Below are 18207 nucleotides of genomic sequence, written 5' to 3'. Positions count from 1 at the left end.
CGTCATCGCAAACTACCATATCTGATGGCTCTGTTGCTATGGCTCTATAGTTAACTACTAAATTGAACACCGGAAGTGGTGAGGCTATGTAGCAATTAGAATCTCCTGCACTCTCTACACGAACATAGATAGGTTGTGGGTTAACGGTATTGGTGTAAGGACTCACTAGTGCATTGGACCCTGAATCGGCATCAGCAAAACTTGTGTAATACGTCACTACAAAATCTGTAGAAGGTTGTGCGCCTAAAACACCTAAATCTTGAACCGTTAAATCAAAACCCTCAAATCCATCATTACTGTCGTCATCGCAGACTTCTAGGTCTAAAACTGGATTAATTATAGGCTGACCTGAAACATTTAAAGTGAAAGTCAATATTTCATAACAATCTGATGTTAGATATTCAATTCTGATGTAAATCACTTGTCCATCAGTACCAGAATATGCTCCAGGGTTTGCAATTGCATTTGTATCATCATCGGCATCAAAAGCGGTTTCATGATAAGTAACAACCATATCTCCTGGTATTGGAGAGGAAGCTAGAACAACAGGAGTATTAGAACTTAAATCAAATATATATGGAGGAACTCCTGTATCACAAATGAATAAATCATTTGCTGGATCTGTAACTATTTCAGGTAGTACATTAATACAAACTTGCTCAGTATATTCACATCCAAAGTCATCAGTAACTCTGTAAGTATAACAATGTGTACCTTCAGTAGCAGGTTGAACTGTTATAACATTTCCTGCTGTATTAGTAATTGATGGATCTGCATCCCAAGCTTCAGAAGTAATTACTGGAGTAAATGATAATTCAGGTGGTTGAATATTTGGGTCAAAATTCATTCCCCAAGAAAACACATATCCATTATCTATAGCTAAATTATCTACAATTCTAATACACCAGTCTCCATTAAGTGGGCTACCAACTAAACTTGCAAAAGATTCTACAGGCAAATATGTACCTGGTGCCCATGAGTTTCCTGGAGGGTTAGATCCTGCTGTAATAGTTGGAGCATTTTCTAATAAAACAGTTCCTGACATTGAAAAACAATAATCTGCTCCAACACCAGGTGTATTACTTCCATCATCATTAGCACCTCCAAAATAGGTACCTCCTCCTGCTTGTGTAAATAAGTCAGCTTCTTGACCATTCGGTGAAATTATAGTTATATCTAAATCTCCAGAATATGAGTGCTCCATATTAACACAGACATTCAAAAGCTGATTTGGATCTGTTAATGTTTGAGCTGAATCAAAACAATCTACAGTGATGCAAGTTTCATAAACAGCACCCGAACCATCTGGCAAGAATGTTGTACCACTTACTGGAGGTGTACAGTCGTTTATAAAAGGTACTGCATTAACCACACCTTCGATAGTAGTAGATTCTCCAAAACAAATTGTACTTTCAGCAGCTTGAGTACCTGTAAAATCTGGCTCAGTAGCTACCTGAATAACTTGATTTATTAAATTAGTATTTGGACAACCATCAGGATCAACACTTGTATTTGCATCTCTAATATCAAGATTTACAATATACACTCCTGGTGTTGCATACGAAAACGTAGCTGTTTGTCCTGCAATAGTATTACCATCTCCTAAATCCCATTCATATGTTGCTCCAGTACCATCAAACTCAAAGTTACCACTACCTGTAAGTGTAATTTCCTCATTAGGACAAACTCTTATATAACCATCTCCATTTGGAGCTGGCGTAGCTGAATCAATTTGAGAGGTAATAACCTGACAAGGTGTTAAACAAGAAATATCTGCAGCCCAACCTGTTGTTGTACCAGATCCATCTGAAGTAAACTCAATTGTAAGACACCCTGTAGGGTTAGATTCTGTAGCACTTACAAAACCTGGATTATTAACTCCATCAAATGTACCAAAAGCAGGAGATGCTGTACTATCTCCATTATAAATAGTCATTATATCTGCACCTAACTGGGTGTTAAAAGCTGTAAAGTTTAATTGAACTAATTGACCTGGATTTTCAGGACAAATAGTGAACACCAATGTTTCATTACTTGAATAAGGCCCAGATGCACCTCCTGAATCATAAAACGTTCCAGAACATTGGCTTACTGTACCATTCTGCATTGAAACATCTTGAGAGTATGCTGTAAAAGAAAATATAAACAGTATTAAAAATGTAATTTTTTTCATTGCAATTTTTTATTGGAATTGAGACTTAATTATGATAAAGTAATTGGTGTTATCTACTCGGTACATTTCACCAGACAGACCATTAACATTGAATAAGTACTTTAAAGGATTAAACGTTTGAGGGTTAAAAACCGTATCTCTTCGTAGATCACTAACATAATAGTTTAACAATGGAACTTCTGAAAGTAATGGACATTGTTTTTGGTCGTTAGGATTAGAAATAAGTTTTATTTCAATTCTATTCCTTAATAAGTTTTTAATGTCCTTTAATCTTTGAGGTCTGTTTAACACATACTCATTAGACTTATCTCCATAAACTTCATTAATTTGTTTTAACTCTTTACTATTTAAAGGAGCATTTACATTATCATTATACTTAATGAGCGAAATTGAAGGTTTAATGTTTTGAGAATTTGCTGAGTAAAATGTCATAAAACACACACATACAGCAAGTAGAAACGGTAATTTAATTTTCATTGCTTTATCAATTTTTAAAAGACGTGAAATTTAAGAATTTTTTAATAAAGACTATGTTAATATGTTAATGAAATTAACTTTTACACAGCTTATTTATATAACAACTGAAATTAAAAAACACCTACCTTGTGTTCAATTTTTTTAATTGCTTATCTTTGCCTTCTGTTTAAATTGACCTTATTTTTAAAATTGTAATGAAAATAGAAAAAGACATAGAAGATTTTGATTCTATTGGTAATGACCACATTGGCACTTCTGCCGACACTCCAATGAGATCTGATGCTTTTAACCTTACTAATGATGAAAAAATAGACATTATTAAGGATGACGTTAGACACATAATGGAGACTTTAGGTCTAGACCTAACTGATGACAGCCTTAGCGGCACACCTATGCGTGTTGCTAAAATGTTTGTGAAGGAAATTTTTGGAGGTTTAAACCCTGATAAAAAACCTAGCGCGTCAACCTTTGACAATAAATATAAATATGGTGAAATGCTAGTTGAAAAAAACATAACTGTTTATTCTACTTGCGAACATCACTTATTACCAATTGTTGGTAGAGCTCATGTAGCCTACATATCTAACGGTACAGTTGTAGGTCTTTCAAAAATGAATCGTATTGTCGATTATTACGCAAAGCGACCTCAAGTACAAGAACGTCTTACCATACAAATCGTAAAAGAACTTCAAAGTGTTTTAAATACTGAAGATGTAGCTTGTGTTATTGATGCAAAACACTTGTGCGTTAACTCTAGAGGGATTAGAGACATAGAAAGCAGCACAGTCACTTCTGAATTTGGAGGAAAATTTAAAAATGAAGAAACTCGTAGAGAATTCTTAGATTATATTAAATTAGACACTCAATTTTAGTTTAAACATCACACAAAAAGCAAATGCATCTTTACGACCAGCAACACATTAAAATTTACAACTCATTAAGCGGACAAAAAGAACCTTTTAAATCTATTACCGAAGGGTATGTAGGCATGTATGTTTGTGGACCTACAGTTTACAGTAATGTACACTTAGGTAATGTAAGAACTTTTATGTCTTTTGATATGGTTTTTAGATACCTAAAGCATTTAGGGTATAAAGTACGTTATGTAAGAAATATTACTGACGCTGGTCATTTAGAAAACGATGCTGATGCTGGTGAAGACAAAATCACAAAAAAGGCGCGTTTAGAGCAAATTGAACCTATGGAAGTTGTGCAACGCTACACTGTAGACTTTCACAACATTTTAAGTATTTTCAATTTTTTACCACCAAGTATTGAGCCTACAGCTACAGGTCATATTATTGAACAAATTGAACTTATTAGTACCATAATAAAAAATGGTTTTGCTTACGAAGTAAACGGATCGGTATATTTTGATGTACACAAGTTTAATGAAACGAATGATTATGGCAAGTTAAGTAAACGTAAGTTGGACGATTTAATCCACAACACACGTGAGCTTGATGGACAAAGCGATAAAAAAAATCCGCAAGATTTTGCCCTTTGGAAAAAAGCCGAACCACAACACATTATGCGTTGGCCTTCTCCTTGGAGCGATGGTTTTCCTGGTTGGCACTTAGAATGTACAGCAATGAGTACCAAATATCTTGGTGACCGTTTTGATATTCATGGTGGTGGTATGGACTTAAAATTTCCACATCACGAATGCGAAATTGCTCAAAACGAAGCTGCTAAAGGACAATCGCCTGTTAACTACTGGATGCATGCTAATATGCTTCATCTTAATGGACAGCGTATGTCTAAATCTACAGGTAACACTGTAAACCCTGACGAGTTACTTTCTGGTGACAACAAATTTTTTAGTAAAGCATATTCACCAAGTGTTATACGTTTTTTTAATGCTCAATCGTCTTACAGAAGTGTATTAGACCTTACTGACGATGGCTTATTGGCTAGCGAAAAAGGGTTTCATAGATTAATGGATGCTATTAATTTACTAGATAACATATCGTCTGCTTCTACATCTACATTTAATGTTTCTGAATGGAAACAGAACTGTTACGATGCTATGAATGATGATTTTAATTCTCCAATATTAATAGCTCATTTATTTGATGCTGCTAAATACATCAACCAAATAAAAGACGGTAAAGCCTCTATTACTTCTGAAGATTTAAAACTTCTAAAACAAACTATGTACGCATTTACATTTGATGTTTTAGGATTACAAAACGAATCAAAACAAGAGTCTGGTACTGATAAATTATCTGCTGCTGTTGATATTTTAATTAAATTACGACAAGAAGCCAGAGCTAATAAAGACTTTGCTTTATCTGATAAAATACGTGACGAATTAGCTGAAGCTGGAATTCAGCTTAAAGATGGTAAAGAAGGAACTACTTTTACGACAAACTAGTCATGAAAAAAATTATAATAGCTCCTTTTTTATTTTTAATAAAGGTCTATCAAACATTAATTTCACCTTTTCTACCTTCAACATGTAGATACCAACCTACTTGTTCTTACTACACAAAGGACGCATTATTAAAACATGGCTTATTAAAAGGTGGAAAACTGGCAATAAAAAGGATTTTTAGTTGTCATCCTTGGGGAGGTTCTGGTTTTGACCCTGTTCCTGAAAAGGAAAACTAATTTTCAAAAATACTTAACACTTAGTCACACTCAAAGTAGTATATTTACCTTTGAAAAAATAAACACATGCATTTTTTACATATAGACTGGAACCCATCAAAAGGAATAGACTTAAGCTTTTTTACACTACATTATTACAGTATGATGTGGATTGTAGCTTTTATACTTGGTTTCTACATCATGAAACGCATTTATAAAAATGAAAACGAAAGCAACGAATCTTTAGACTCGCTCTTTATCTATTCTGTAGTAGGTATTATGCTTGGTGCAAGATTAGGTCATGTTATTTTTTACCAACCCGAACTTTTTAAAGAAGATTTCTTTAGCGTCTTTTTACCTTTTAGCTTTAAAGGAGGTATTCATTTTACAGGTTTTCAAGGACTAGCAAGTCATGGTGCTGCTATGGCTATGATTGTCTCAATGTATTTATACAATAAGAAAGTGCTTAAAAAATCGGTGCTTTGGATATTAGACAGAGTTGTAATTCCTGTAGCTTCTGGAGCTGTTTTTGTTCGATTTGGGAACTTTATTAATTCTGAAATCATAGGAAAACCAACCAACTCTGATTACGGAGTAGTTTTTACAAAATTAGGTGAGGATTTTCCAAGACATCCAGCACAACTTTACGAAGCAATCTGTTATGTGTTCGTGTTCCTTATTCTATTTTATTTCTATTGGAAAACTAAGAAAAGTGAACAAGAAGGGTTTTTATTTGGCTTGTTTTTAGTGTTATTATGGACTGTTAGATTTTTTGTTGAGTTTGTTAAAGAGGCACAAGTTGAAGAACGTGCTACATGGGCTTTAAACACAGGTCAATGGTTGAGTATTCCTTTTATTTTAATAGGACTATACTTTATGTTTGTTTACAAGCCTAAATCAAAGCTTTCTTAATGAGAAAGAAAATTTACAACATATGTGTTGCTAGTTTAAGCATGTTTTGTTTAGCAAACACATCTTGTAAAGAAGAAAAGAAAGCGATTAAACCAGTAGTTATTTCCTTTAAAAAAGAAGGTGAACTAACGCTTTACAAAGGTACTTCAGACTCTATAGTTAAAACCTTAGATATAGAAATAGCTGATGATGATTACCAAACACAAACTGGTTTAATGTATAGAGATAGTATGAAAGATTCTCAAGGGATGCTATTTATTTTCCCAGATGAGAAATACCATAGTTTCTATATGAAGAATACCAAAATTCCTTTGGATATTATTTTTTTAAATGCTGATAAAACCATTATCAATATCCAAAAAAATGCTAAGCCTTATGACGAAACATCGTTACCGTCAAAAGCACCTGCTAAATATGTTCTTGAAATAAACGCAGGTTTAAGTGATGAATGGAAGCTTACTGCTGGTGATAGCATTTCATTCTCTACTTTATAAATTTTCAAACTATAATAAATAAAAACTTAAGCAACTATAAAATAAAAAAGCCACTCTTTTAGAGTGGCTTTTTTGTTATTCAGAATAGTATATAATTCTTACTCTTTATCTTCAGCTGTTTCTCCTTTGTTTTTTAGAGTGTCATACATAACTGGAGTTGCAATAAATACAGAAGAATATGTACCTACAACCACACCAACTATAAGTGCAAATAATAAACCTCTTAAAGAATCAGCTCCAAAAATAAACATTGCCAATAATACCACTAACGTTGTTAAAGAGGTATTCAATGTTCTACTTAAAGTGCTGTTAATTGCAGAGTTAATATTTTTTCCACCTTTAAAACCAGCTCTTTCTGCTATCACTTCTCTAATTCTATCAAACACAACTACTGTATCGTTTAGAGAGTAACCAATTACAGTTAAGATAGCTGCAATAAACGCTTGGTCAATTTCCATACTAAATGGCATAAATGAATAAGTAATAGAGAACACCCCTAATACAATAATAATATCATGGAAAACCGCAGCAACTGCTCCAGTTGAGAATTGCCATTTTTTAAATCGTAATAAGATGTACAAGAATACAACTACTAATGACCCAAGTACAGCCCAGAAAGACTCTTTTTTGATATCATCGGCAATTGTTGGACTTACTTTACCAGAGAATACTTTACCTACATTGTTTTTAGCTTTAGAGAAATCGTCATACGATGTTCCTTGTGGTAAGTATTTGCTTAGTGATTCGTATAATTTAGTTTGAACGATAGAATCTGCTTCAGCTGAATTTTCATTTACCATGAACTTTGTAGATATTTTCAATTGGTGAGAATTACCAATTGTTTTTACCTCAGCACTTTCAAAAACGCTTTCTACATCAGCTTTAACCTCTTCAGGATTCACATCTTGGTCAAAACGTACTTGGTAAGTTCTACCTCCAACAAAATCAATACCTTGATCTAATCCTTTAGTAGCTAAAGAACCAATACTAACAACAATTAAAATTGCTGAAAACACATAAGCCACTTTTCTCTTACTAATAAAATCGATGTTCAAGTTTTTAAATAATCCTTTTGTTAACGCAGTAGAGAACTCTAGTTTACCACCTCTGTTTACATACCAGTCAACTAATAATCTAGTGATGAATATTGCAGTAAATAAAGACGTAACAATACCAATTAATAATGTTGTAGCAAATCCTTTAATTGGACCAGTACCAAACACAAATAATATAATTGCAGTTAAACCTGTTGTAATGTTAGCATCTAAGATAGAAGACAATGCATTAGCAAAACCATCTTTTACAGCTTCTTTTTGTCCTTTACCTTTTGCTATTTCTTCACGTACACGTTCAAAAATAAGTACGTTGGCATCTACCGACATACCAATTGTTAATACAATACCTGCTAAACCAGGAAGCGTTAACACAGCTCCTAACCCTGAAAGTACTCCAAATATTAAAAGAATGTTGAATAACAAGGCAATATCAGCAAAAATACCTGACTTACCATAGTATAGTATCATCCATAATAATACTAATGATAATGCAATTAAGAATGATTTAATACCACTATCAATAGCTTCTTGCCCTAAAGTTGCACCAACTTCTTCAGCTTGAACAATATCTGCCGAAGCAGGTAATTTACCAGCTCTTAATACGTTAGCTAAATCTACTGCCTCGTTTAATGTGAATGAACCAGAAATTTCAGAGTTACCTCCTGAAATTGGACCAGTTGTTACACCTGGAGCAGAATACACAATATCATCAAGAACAATTGCTATTTGGCTTTGTTGCTGATACGCTTTTCCTGTCATTTCTTCCCAAATCTTAGCGCCTTTGCTATCCATTTGCATACTTACAGATGGCTTACCTGTTTGGCTATAAGATTGACGTGCATCAGAAATAACAGCTCCACTTAAAGGTGGTTGATTTTCTCTGTTTCCTACAAGTGCATATAAATCTACATAGTCACTATCTTTTGGTTGAATTCCCCAAACAAATTTCACATAACGTTGTTCAGCTGGCAATAATGCTCTTACCTGTGGATTGTTTAAGTATGAAGTAACAAGCTCTTTATCTTTTGCTTCAAAAGTTGCTACTACTGGTCCTCCTGAACCATAACCTCTTAATAAATCAAAAATTGGGTTTACTGCTACATCTGTAGAATCAGTAGTTGTTTCACCTACTAAATCATCAATTAAACTGTCAGTTTTTTCAGCTACTGTAGAATCAACAGCTACTTCAGTATCTTTTTCAGTATTAACTATAGGCTTCAACGTTTCGTTAGCTTGCGCTAAGAATGGAAGAAATTGCTCTCCTCTATACGCATCCCAAAACTCTAACTGTGCAGTACTTTGTAAAAGTTTTTTAACACGCTCAACATCTTTAGCTCCTGGAAGCTCTACTAAAATACGTCCTGAGTTTCCTAAACGCTGAATATTTGGTTGAGTAACACCAAACTTATCAATACGCTTACGTAATACCTCAAATGCAGAAACGATAGACTCATCAACTTTAGTTTTGATAATACCTTTAACGTCATCGTCAGACATGTCATTTGTAATGTCTGGGTACATTGTTCTGTTAGCAAAAATATCAGGAGAAGCTAATTTTTGGTCTCCTTTTATAGCATCAAAAGCTTTGTAGAAAGACTCTAAATATGGCTCTTGAGCGTCTTTTTGAATTTCCTCAGCATCACTTAATGCCTTGTTAAAAACTGGGTCTTTAGAGTCGTTTGCTAATCCTACTAAGATATCTTTTACAGATATTTCAAGGATAACGTTAATTCCTCCTTTAAGGTCAAGACCAAGGTTCATAGCCTTGTCTTTCACCTCGTTGTACGTGTAGTCGGCAATTCCTATATCGAAAACTTTAATGCTTTCTTGTTTTCCGTCTACATCAACTTTGTTTGTTTTAAGAGAGTCTAGGTATCTTACCTCTTCGGCTGCTCTTTCTTCTGGTGTATCAAATTTACTTATTGCTAATTCTTCAGCAGTACTGTCAATTTGATTAGCTTTGAATGTAAATGATAATTGGTATATACTTACCAAACCAAATAACACTGCAAATAGCTTTACTAATCCTTTGTTTTGCATTACTTTATTTTTTGGTCAAATTTTTTAAAAACGAGCAAATATAGAATTTACTCAGAATTTGACAATTATTTTTTATGATTATAAGTGGTTTTAAATGCGCTTTTCGATAAAACACGAAAAACTATCTTTAATAGGGAGTGATAAGCTTTTAGGTATAGAAACTTATCTTTTAATAACTGATTAAGCTAAAGGTCCTGCTCTAACTTCAGGAATTTTGTAGGAATACTTATCTATTGCGTTAGCAATATATCTTCTAAACACATAACTAGACGCTCTTAAATGCTCAGTCGCATCAATATTAAGGTAATTTGAAGGCGCAAATACATTTGGGTTTATTAATCGGTCGTGGTCAGATTTTAATTCTACAGCAAGTTTACCGCTTAATCCAATGTCGTAGTTACTATGAATTTCGTAAACATCAACATTGTAGTCAATTGATGTATTACTTGATGGAAGTTTATTACTGTTCGATTTGTCATCAAAAGCAGTAACACCTAAATCTAGAACATTATCTTGAGATAATTGCTTTTTAATATTGGTAACGTCAGAAGTGCTGTAATAGGTAATTTTTAGTTGACCGTTATCTTGCTCTACAACCTTAATGTTTTCAGCTCCTGCATGTTGCAACTGCTGTTTTACATTAGCTATAGCATTTTGTGTATCTTCATGACTTACATGTTCTCCTGTAAATTGTAAAACAACTTCCTGGTTAGGTACAGACGATTGCTGCTGGCTAGAAAAACCACCTAATACAGATAAAATAATTACCAGAGTACTAATGTACCATCTCAAATTCATGCGCCAAATATATGAAAAAATAACTATTGTGTTATTGCGTTACATCTTGAATAGGTCTTAATTGAGGGATACTTTTTTGCGAGGATAAAATTATTGCTAAATCTTGCGCTTGAGATAGAGTAAAATCTCCAGCTATTTGAGTTAATCCTCCTTGTATTGGTCCTACAGTAACTCCTGGAGCTGAGTAAACCAAATCATTTAAGGTAACAGCAATGTATGAAGCGTTTTTAAATGCGTTTTCAGTTAATCTTTCCCAAGTAATTGCTCCTTCTTTATTCATTTCTATTAAAACAGCTGGTCTATCCACAACATCAACCACCTGTTTTGCTTTTAAAATAGATTCACCTGTTAATGGAGGTATATTATTTCTATTAGATTTTGCTGTATACAACGGAAGATTATTATTCTCATCTGCAATTCCCCATAAAAACTTGGTATTAATATATTCTGGTTTCATTTGAAATCTTGTGCCTTTATCGTTTAGCATTTTATTTATAGCTACTGTATCTTCTGCTTTACAAAATGCTATAATTGGCCCATACTGATGGCCTAAAGCAGTAAACATATCTAGGAATGGTTTATTTTTAAGAGAGTCTTTTGCTTTATCCTCATAAAAACTCCCCATTTTTAAAACCTCAGGGAACATTTCCTCTACCTTATACAATTCCCAAAATTCAAGTTTTCCTTTATTTAAGATGATTTTATTTAACCTAAGAGTGTCTAACTCATAATCTGTTATTTTAACCTTCAATTTATTTCTTTCAAACTCAGTAATCTCATGTTGATTACTAAATTGATTAAGCCTTTTATTTAAAACGAAAATGGTTTCTGAAACTTCTCCAGAAGATATACTGTCTTCATTTTCAAATTCATAAAAGAAAACAAACTCTTTTTTCTCCTTTGAAGGATTGCAAGCTAGAATTAATACTACAAAAATTAAATAGTAGATTTTTTTCATTATGAGTATTGTGTTTAAATATTAAATTGATAGAATGACAAATAAAAAAAGGCTATCAAAATTTTGATAGCCTAAATATATTTAAAATAAAGTTCTGATTATAATTCTAACAATCCGTTAGTTTTACTTACACCTTCAGCACTTTCTTGCATGTGTGCTTTTTCGGCATCACTAAGCTCAATATTTACGATTTCTTCAATACCATTACGTCCTAAAATTACAGGAACACCAATACATAAATCGTTTAATCCGTACTCACCTTCTAATAAAGCTGAACATGGGAACATCTTCTTTTGATCGCAAGCGATAGCTTGTACCAATCCGCTTACTGCAGCTCCTGGAGCATACCAAGCAGAAGTACCTAATAATTTTGTAAGTGTTGCTCCACCAACTTTAGTATCTTCTTTTACTTGGTCTAATCTTTCTTCTGATAAGAACTCAGATACTTTAATACTGTTTCTTGTTGCATGCGCAGTTAAAGGCACCATACCTTTATCGCTATGACCTCCTATTACCATTCCGTCAACATCACTAATAGGAGCTCCTAAAGCTTCAGCTAATCTGTATTTAAAACGAGCAGAATCTAAAGCTCCACCCATTCCTATAATTCTGTTTTTAGGTAAACTAGTAGTTTTGTGTACTAAATACGTCATAGTATCCATAGGGTTACTTACAACAATCATTATAGTGTTAGGAGAATGCTCTATTAAACTAGATGAAACCGATTTTACAATACCAGCATTGATACCTATTAACTCTTCACGAGTCATTCCTGGTTTACGAGGAATACCTGAAGTAATTACACAAATATCACTATTAGCTGTTTTGCTATAATCGTTAGTTACACCTGTAATTTTTGTATCAAAACCGTTTAAAGATGCGGTTTGCATTAAATCCATAGCTTTACCTTCGGCAAAACCCTCTTTAATATCTAATAATACAACTTCAGATGCAAAGTTTTTAATTGCAATATATTCTGCACAACTTGCACCTACTGCTCCTGCTCCAACTACTGTTACTTTCATATATAAATAATTTTTAAAATTGTGTTGATTTTTAAGACTGCAAAATTACAAATTATTATACTGTAAATGAAAAAAGCACAAGAATAATCTTGTGCCTTTGTTAAATCTATTATTAACCAAGTTTAAAACGAAAAATTAAGACCTAAACTTGCGCTATCAAACTCTGCTACTGTATAATCGGCATTGATACCAAAAAAACCTAATTTTAAATTGGCTCCAACAGTAGCTCTAATTCCTGATATATCTTGTTCAACCGAAAATGGGTCAATTATTTCTTCTGAAAATAAAACACCATCGGTTACTCTATAAGTTCCTAATAAATCGGTTGTTGATGTTCCTGTAATATACCCTAAACCACCATAAAAGTTGATTATTTTTAATTTAGTACCAACTATTAATTCAAAAAGCATTGTGTTAACTTCAGTATCTATTTTTTGGTTTTCTCCTTCTACATATTCACCATCAGTAAAATCATAGCTTCCATCTAAATGCGTGTAGGCTATTAAACCAGAAATAGCAACAGGAAATACTTTATCTGCTGGTAACCATGATGTAAATTCTTGTTGTATACCAAAACCATAGAATCCTACTTTAACATCATCAGTATCTACCTTAGGAAAAAAGCGTCCTTTTAGTTGAGTACCTTTAAAAGGTGAAAAACTAGCTTGTAAAAATGCTGTTGGTATTAAGTTTATGTTTTCTGAACCAATACCTGTAGGTAAGGTTATTTCCACTTCTTGTGCTCCAAAAATAGGATCGTCATAGGTTGCAATAACAGTAATATCAGGATCATTATGCCCTAAAGCTGTAGCTACGGTTTTTGTAGGACTATTATCAGGAAATCTAATATTTTCATAATCTGCTACATTCATTTCAAAAGATTTTTTTTCATCTTTAATCAAAGAAGCATTTCCCACAATAGAAATTTCAAAGCCAAAACGTTTTGGTGCTTTTGCATTGTTAAACCAACCATTGTTGATTCCAAAAGCCACTCCTTCAGAAGCTGGAGCTATATAATCTGCCGTAAATCGTTGAGCATCCTCAACACCTGCTGTTAATAGGTCATTTACGTTTTCTTGTGCATTTGTAATTGTAACTGTAATTACAAACAGCATGAACAGAACACATTTTTTCATAATACTAAGTAGATTAAATTTTTGGTGAAAATAGTAAAATTTATGATTACAACGTATTTTATCGTTAAAAAATTGCACTTTATCGATATTTTATTTTTTTCAGCACAAAAAAAGCGAATACAAAATGTATTCGCTTTTAGTATATAATAGCTACTATTAATTACGCATCAATATTAGCGTAAATAGCATTTTTCTCAATAAATTCTCTACGAGGTGGTACTTCGTCTCCCATTAACATTGAGAAGATACGATCTGCTTCTCCACCATTATCAATATTTACTTGACGTAGTGTTCTAAACTCTGGATTCATTGTTGTGTCCCAAAGCTGCTCAGCATTCATCTCTCCAAGACCCTTATAACGTTGTACACTTACACTACCACCAAACTCTTCGGCAATTGCATCACGTTCTTTATCAGTCCAAGCATAGCTTTTCTTTTGACCTTTCTTGACCAAATATAAAGGTGGTGTTGCAATGTAAATATGACCGTTCTCAATAAGTTCTTTCATGTATCTAAAGAAGAACGTTAAAATAAGTGTTGCAATGTGGCTACCATCAATATCAGCATCACACATAATAACTACTTTGTGATAACGTAATTTCGATAGGTTTAACGCTTTACTATCTTCCTCAGTACCAATGGTAACACCTAGTGCTGTGAAGATGTTTTTAATTTCTTCGTTTTCAAACACTTTATGCGTCATTGCTTTTTCAACATTCAATATTTTACCACGTAGTGGAAGAATAGCTTGAAATGCTCTGTCACGACCTTGTTTTGCAGTTCCACCTGCCGAATCTCCCTCTACAAGGAATACTTCACATTTTTCTGGGTCTTGCTCTGAACAGTCACTCAGTTTCCCAGGTAAACCTCCAATGCTCATTACAGTTTTACGCTGAACCATTTCACGCGCTTTTTGCGCCGCATGACGTGCTTGCGCTGCAAGAATTACTTTTTGAACAATGGTTTTAGCGTCCTCAGGATGTTCTTCTAAATAATCAGTTAACATTTCAGAAACCGCTTGACTTACTGAAGCAGACACTTCTCTGTTTCCTAGCTTAGTCTTTGTTTGTCCTTCAAATTGAGGCTCGGCAACTTTTACTGATACGATAGCTGTTAATCCTTCACGGAAATCATCTCCTGCAATATCAAATTTTAGCTTATCTAACATTCCCGATTCGTCAGCATACTTTTTTAAGGTATGCGTCAAACCACGACGGAAACCAGAAAGATGGGTTCCACCTTCGTGTGTATTAATGTTGTTTACATAAGAATGTAAGTTTTCTGCATATGACGTGTTGTAAACCATAGCAACCTCAACAGGAACGCCGTTCTTTTCTCCTTCAAAAGAAATAACATCGTTCATTAATGGCTCTCTGTTACCGTCTAAAAACTTTACAAATTCTGAAAGTCCTTCTTCTGAATGGAATGTTTCCCCTTCAAAACTTCCGTCTTCTTTTTTGTGACGTTTGTCAACTAAATGTACTGTAATACCTTTATTAAGGTATGCTAACTCACGCATTCTACTAGCTAAAGTATCGTAATTGTACTCTAGTGTTTGTTGAAATATTTGTGGGTCTGGTTTAAAAGTTACAATGGTTCCTGTTTTATCAGAATCACCAATAGTTTTTACAGGGTATAATGTTTTACCTCTTTCGTATTCTTGCTCCCAAATTTTACCTTCTCTGTGAACTGTGGCTTTTAAGTGTTCAGATAATGCATTAACACAACTTACACCAACACCATGAAGTCCACCTGATACTTTATAAGAATCTTTATCAAACTTACCTCCAGCTCCAATTTTAGTCATTACAACTTCTAATGCCGAAACACCTTCTTTTTTGTGTAATCCAACTGGAATACCACGACCGTCATCCTCTGTGGTAATTGAGTTATCCTCATTTATAGTTACTGTGATATTATCACAATGTCCTGCTAAAGCTTCATCAATGGAGTTATCAACTACTTCATAAACCAAATGGTGTAAACCTCTTACACCTACGTCTCCAATGTACATCGATGGACGCATACGCACGTGCTCCATTCCCTCAAGGGCTTGGATACTGTCTGCACCATACTGTTTTTTGTTTTCTTCGCTCATTTTTATTTTAATATGATTTAGTTCTTATTTTACAGAAAAAAAGACGCTAATTGCGTCTCTTTTGAGATACTAACAAAGATAACAAATTATCATGCCTTTTAAAAGTATTTTAACGAGTTAGTTAATAAATTATCAACATTTGTTAATTACTCAAAAGTGCCTTAAAACGCCTAAAAAGCATCTTAAATTTGATTTTGGAATTTTTTTAGACTCATTCAAAATCAATAAAACACTAAAACGCTTTAAAGGACGTTTATTGTGTTTTTGCAGTAGCAAGTATTTATTAAAAAAACTCGTTTTTCATCGAAACAATGTAAAACAATTCCATTTCCAGATTAGAAATGTTACCAGTAAATAAAAGCCATTGAATAAAATCAACATAGTGATAAAAGGAGTCCATGCATCAAACATAACCGTATTGGAAATAAAAAAGATACTCTCTCCTAAATTATTGCTATTTATTAAATGTCGTGTAGCCCAATTATTACCCAAGTGAAGACCAATAGGAAAGTATAACGTTTTAGATTTTAACAACCCTGTGGCAAATAGCAAATGTCCAACAGGTATTGAAACGCTAAACATAACAATCATTCCTAGATTACTCAGCACGCCTTCATCTAACACATGAATAAGCGTAAATAAAATTGAAAAAATCACGTTGGCTATGACCACATTGGAAACTTCAATCGTTTTTTTAAACAAGTAGCCCCTAAATAACAATTCTTCAGTGGCAACTTGTGGTAAAATAAAATAGAATGCGTATAATATTGTTGAATAATCAATTGAAACCGACAACTCAAAGGTTTCACCAACCAATACAGTTCTTAAATATTTAGCTCCAAAAAAGGCAAAAGCCCCAATTAAAATACCTAGTGGCAGAAACAATACATTTCTTAAGCTAAAATTTAATCCAATAGCTTTTAATGTTCTTCCTTCTCTTTTATACATGAACCAAGTTGCTATAAATAAGAGGATTGGTGCCGTATAAGGAAAATACTGTTTAACTACGCCTACATTAATGAATAAACTTAAAATTAATGCAATGACAAATAGTAATATTGCTAAAACAAATCTTGAAGCATTTGGGTAGTTTTTAAAAACAGTTTTCATGATTGTGTATTTTCAGTTTGCGAATACAACTTTGTCTTCAACAAAAACTTCAGACAAACCAAAGTAGCTATGGAAGGAAACAAGCCTTTAAACAAATTAAAAAACAACCAATTCCAATCGTTGACATCGATACTTGATACTTTCTGAAATAAAATTTCACCATAAGGTTGCGATTCAAAAAAACAAGCGTTTATTAAATTCACACCTAAATGAAACCCTAAACCAGTCATTATAGATTTTGTTTTGTAAAATGTATAAGCCCAGACGTATCCTGTAAAACCCGTTACAACCAAAACATACGCTAAAAGAATTAGCCTTCCTTCAATAATACCATATGAAAACCAGTGATACACACCGAACACAATAGCCGACAACCAGATGGCCTTTACAGCACCAATTCTTTGAATTAAAACATACAGCATAGCACCTCTAAAAATCAAGTCTTCAGTTAACGCTGACTTTAAATGATATATAAAAGCATTCAAAAACATAGCGTAATCTATTGCCTTTGACTTCCACGATACATTTAAAACTTGGGTTTCGACATAAATGTTTATCAACGTAATAAGAGTAATAATTAAAAATCCAAGTACCAATTGACTCAATCTATTTAGGCTTGGAATAATGCCTAAAACATCGATATTTTTTTTCTCGACAAAGCGTAGAAGCGCCCATGAGATTACTAGTATTATTAATAATCCTAACATTTAAAATACGTTTTAAATTAAAGTTACACCTCTTTTGGTTTCAAAAAAGGGATTGAAAATGGATACTTAAAAGTTCCTGTTTGCAGTGATCTTGAGATATTGTATATCGTGGTGATGATAGCAAAAAGTACAATCGTTCCAGAAATGAAAAAATTATAACCTGGAATAATAAAAAATGATAGTAACGACAATATGAACAGCAAGGTAATTGTCCCATGAAAATTTACAATAGCTCTACCATGCGCATCATACACCTTACTATCTTCAGCTTTATGAATCCAAAGAAACAATGGAAACAAAATACTTCCGAAGGGAATGATTAATCCTAAAAAAGGAGAGCCATGAAGTAACAACATCCATTTGCGTTGTATGACTTCCTCTTTGGGATCTTCAAGGATTAACAATTCGTCAATCTCAATTTCAAGACCTGCTGCCAATAATTTTACCGTTTGAAGATGCGGTTGTACATCACCTTTTTCTATACGCTGAATGGTTCTAACCGTAACAGTAGTTTTATCAGAAAGTTGCTCTTGCGTATACCCTTTTAGCTTTCGCTGATAGGTTAAATTTTCGCTTAAAGAATTTTTATTCATTTTGATTATTATTTCTGATGCAAATCTACTTCAGGTCAT

16 protein-coding genes are annotated in these 18207 nt (G+C 33.3%); 5 read left to right on the top strand and 11 right to left on the bottom strand.

Annotated features, from left to right (window positions below):
* Both A8975_RS04815 and A8975_RS04810 read right to left on the bottom strand, forming a co-directional pair.
* Positions 1-2173, bottom strand: a 2173-nt coding sequence (locus tag A8975_RS04815) for a PKD domain-containing protein (RefSeq protein ID WP_134198850.1), incomplete at its 3' end; no start/stop codon positions are given.
* Between the two features lie 9 nt (positions 2174-2182).
* Positions 2183-2650, bottom strand: a complete 468-nt coding sequence (locus tag A8975_RS04810) for a hypothetical protein (RefSeq protein WP_129758971.1) — start codon at positions 2648-2650, stop codon at positions 2183-2185.
* Between the two features lie 194 nt (positions 2651-2844).
* On the opposite strand from A8975_RS04810, the gene folE reads away from it, so the two are divergent.
* From folE to A8975_RS04785, 5 genes are all read left to right on the top strand, one after another.
* On the top strand, positions 2845-3522 hold the full coding sequence (gene folE / locus A8975_RS04805; protein ID WP_129758972.1) for a GTP cyclohydrolase I FolE: 678 nt from the start codon (positions 2845-2847) through the stop codon (positions 3520-3522).
* 23 nt (positions 3523-3545) lie between these two features.
* Positions 3546-5027, top strand: a complete 1482-nt coding sequence (cysS, locus tag A8975_RS04800; protein WP_134198849.1) for a cysteine--tRNA ligase — start codon at positions 3546-3548, stop codon at positions 5025-5027.
* A 2-nt stretch (positions 5028-5029) separates the two neighbouring features.
* Positions 5030-5263, top strand: a complete 234-nt coding sequence (yidD, locus tag A8975_RS04795) for a membrane protein insertion efficiency factor YidD (RefSeq protein ID WP_131505695.1) — start codon at positions 5030-5032, stop codon at positions 5261-5263.
* A gap of 66 nt (positions 5264-5329) precedes the next feature.
* Positions 5330-6154, top strand: a complete 825-nt coding sequence (lgt, locus tag A8975_RS04790) for a prolipoprotein diacylglyceryl transferase (RefSeq protein ID WP_131505696.1) — start codon at positions 5330-5332, stop codon at positions 6152-6154.
* On the top strand, positions 6154-6648 hold the full coding sequence (locus tag A8975_RS04785) for a DUF192 domain-containing protein (RefSeq protein WP_134198848.1): 495 nt from the start codon (positions 6154-6156) through the stop codon (positions 6646-6648). Before lgt ends, A8975_RS04785 begins: the two co-directional genes overlap by 1 nt.
* 98 nt (positions 6649-6746) lie before the next feature.
* Here the strand turns inward: A8975_RS04785 and secDF are convergent, their stop codons facing one another.
* From secDF to A8975_RS04740, 9 genes are all read right to left on the bottom strand, one after another.
* Positions 6747-9743 (bottom strand): protein translocase subunit SecDF, encoded by a 2997-nt coding sequence (gene secDF, locus A8975_RS04780; protein WP_131505698.1) that lies wholly within the window; start codon positions 9741-9743, stop codon positions 6747-6749.
* A 180-nt stretch (positions 9744-9923) separates the two neighbouring features.
* A complete protein-coding gene (locus tag A8975_RS04775; protein ID WP_134198847.1) occupies positions 9924-10541 on the bottom strand; it encodes a hypothetical protein in 618 nt (205 codons plus the stop codon).
* A 31-nt stretch (positions 10542-10572) separates the two neighbouring features.
* Entirely contained in the window at positions 10573-11499 is a 927-nt protein-coding gene (locus A8975_RS04770) for a SecDF P1 head subdomain-containing protein (RefSeq protein WP_134198846.1), read from the bottom strand.
* 98 nt (positions 11500-11597) lie between these two features.
* Positions 11598-12524, bottom strand: a complete 927-nt coding sequence (mdh, locus tag A8975_RS04765) for a malate dehydrogenase (RefSeq protein ID WP_129758979.1) — start codon at positions 12522-12524, stop codon at positions 11598-11600.
* Between the two features lie 122 nt (positions 12525-12646).
* Positions 12647-13660 carry a DUF6588 family protein gene (locus tag A8975_RS04760; protein WP_134198845.1) on the bottom strand — a complete coding sequence of 338 codons (1014 nt, stop codon included), beginning with the start codon at positions 13658-13660 and terminating at the stop codon, positions 12647-12649.
* A 160-nt stretch (positions 13661-13820) separates the two neighbouring features.
* Positions 13821-15758 (bottom strand): DNA topoisomerase (ATP-hydrolyzing) subunit B, encoded by a 1938-nt coding sequence (gene gyrB / locus A8975_RS04755; protein WP_131505702.1) that lies wholly within the window; start codon positions 15756-15758, stop codon positions 13821-13823.
* Between the two features lie 300 nt (positions 15759-16058).
* On the bottom strand, positions 16059-16868 hold the full coding sequence (locus A8975_RS04750) for a type II CAAX endopeptidase family protein (RefSeq protein WP_134198844.1): 810 nt from the start codon (positions 16866-16868) through the stop codon (positions 16059-16061).
* Complete coding sequence (locus tag A8975_RS04745) at positions 16865-17575, bottom strand: CPBP family intramembrane glutamic endopeptidase (protein ID WP_134198843.1); 711 nt, start codon at positions 17573-17575, stop codon at positions 16865-16867. The genes A8975_RS04750 and A8975_RS04745 overlap by 4 nt, the downstream gene beginning before the upstream one ends.
* Positions 17576-17598: 23 nt before the next feature.
* Positions 17599-18168, bottom strand: a complete 570-nt coding sequence (locus A8975_RS04740) for a helix-turn-helix domain-containing protein (protein WP_134198842.1) — start codon at positions 18166-18168, stop codon at positions 17599-17601.
* Between the last annotated feature and the right edge of the window lie 39 nt (positions 18169-18207).

Source organism: Meridianimaribacter flavus, assembly GCF_004366715.1.
GTDB classification, from domain to species: Bacteria; Bacteroidota; Bacteroidia; order Flavobacteriales; family Flavobacteriaceae; genus Gaetbulibacter_B; species Gaetbulibacter_B jejuensis.
Note: the sequence above shows the minus strand (reverse complement) of the source record. Positions and strands in the feature narration are given on the sequence as shown.

Excerpts from the sequence above, each read along its gene's own strand:
- mdh (WP_129758979.1), bottom strand. The coding sequence starts at position 12,524 with ATGAAAGTAACAGTAGTTGGAGCAGGAGCAGTAGGTGCAAGTTGTGCA.
- A8975_RS04775 (WP_134198847.1), bottom strand. The coding sequence starts at position 10,541 with ATGAATTTGAGATGGTACATTAGTACTCTGGTAATTATTTTATCTGTA.
- A8975_RS04785 (WP_134198848.1), top strand. The coding sequence starts at position 6,154 with ATGAGAAAGAAAATTTACAACATATGTGTTGCTAGTTTAAGCATGTTT.
- lgt (WP_131505696.1), top strand. The coding sequence starts at position 5,330 with ATGCATTTTTTACATATAGACTGGAACCCATCAAAAGGAATAGACTTA.
- A8975_RS04750 (WP_134198844.1), bottom strand. The coding sequence starts at position 16,868 with ATGAAAACTGTTTTTAAAAACTACCCAAATGCTTCAAGATTTGTTTTA.
- A8975_RS04740 (WP_134198842.1), bottom strand. The coding sequence starts at position 18,168 with ATGAATAAAAATTCTTTAAGCGAAAATTTAACCTATCAGCGAAAGCTA.
- secDF (WP_131505698.1), bottom strand. The coding sequence starts at position 9,743 with ATGCAAAACAAAGGATTAGTAAAGCTATTTGCAGTGTTATTTGGTTTG.
- A8975_RS04810 (WP_129758971.1), bottom strand. The coding sequence starts at position 2,650 with ATGAAAATTAAATTACCGTTTCTACTTGCTGTATGTGTGTGTTTTATG.
- A8975_RS04745 (WP_134198843.1), bottom strand. The coding sequence starts at position 17,575 with ATGTTAGGATTATTAATAATACTAGTAATCTCATGGGCGCTTCTACGC.
- yidD (WP_131505695.1), top strand. The coding sequence starts at position 5,030 with ATGAAAAAAATTATAATAGCTCCTTTTTTATTTTTAATAAAGGTCTAT.
- gyrB (WP_131505702.1), bottom strand. The coding sequence starts at position 15,758 with ATGAGCGAAGAAAACAAAAAACAGTATGGTGCAGACAGTATCCAAGCC.
- folE (WP_129758972.1), top strand. The coding sequence starts at position 2,845 with ATGAAAATAGAAAAAGACATAGAAGATTTTGATTCTATTGGTAATGAC.
- A8975_RS04760 (WP_134198845.1), bottom strand. The coding sequence starts at position 13,660 with ATGAAAAAATGTGTTCTGTTCATGCTGTTTGTAATTACAGTTACAATT.
- cysS (WP_134198849.1), top strand. The coding sequence starts at position 3,546 with ATGCATCTTTACGACCAGCAACACATTAAAATTTACAACTCATTAAGC.
- A8975_RS04770 (WP_134198846.1), bottom strand. The coding sequence starts at position 11,499 with ATGAAAAAAATCTACTATTTAATTTTTGTAGTATTAATTCTAGCTTGC.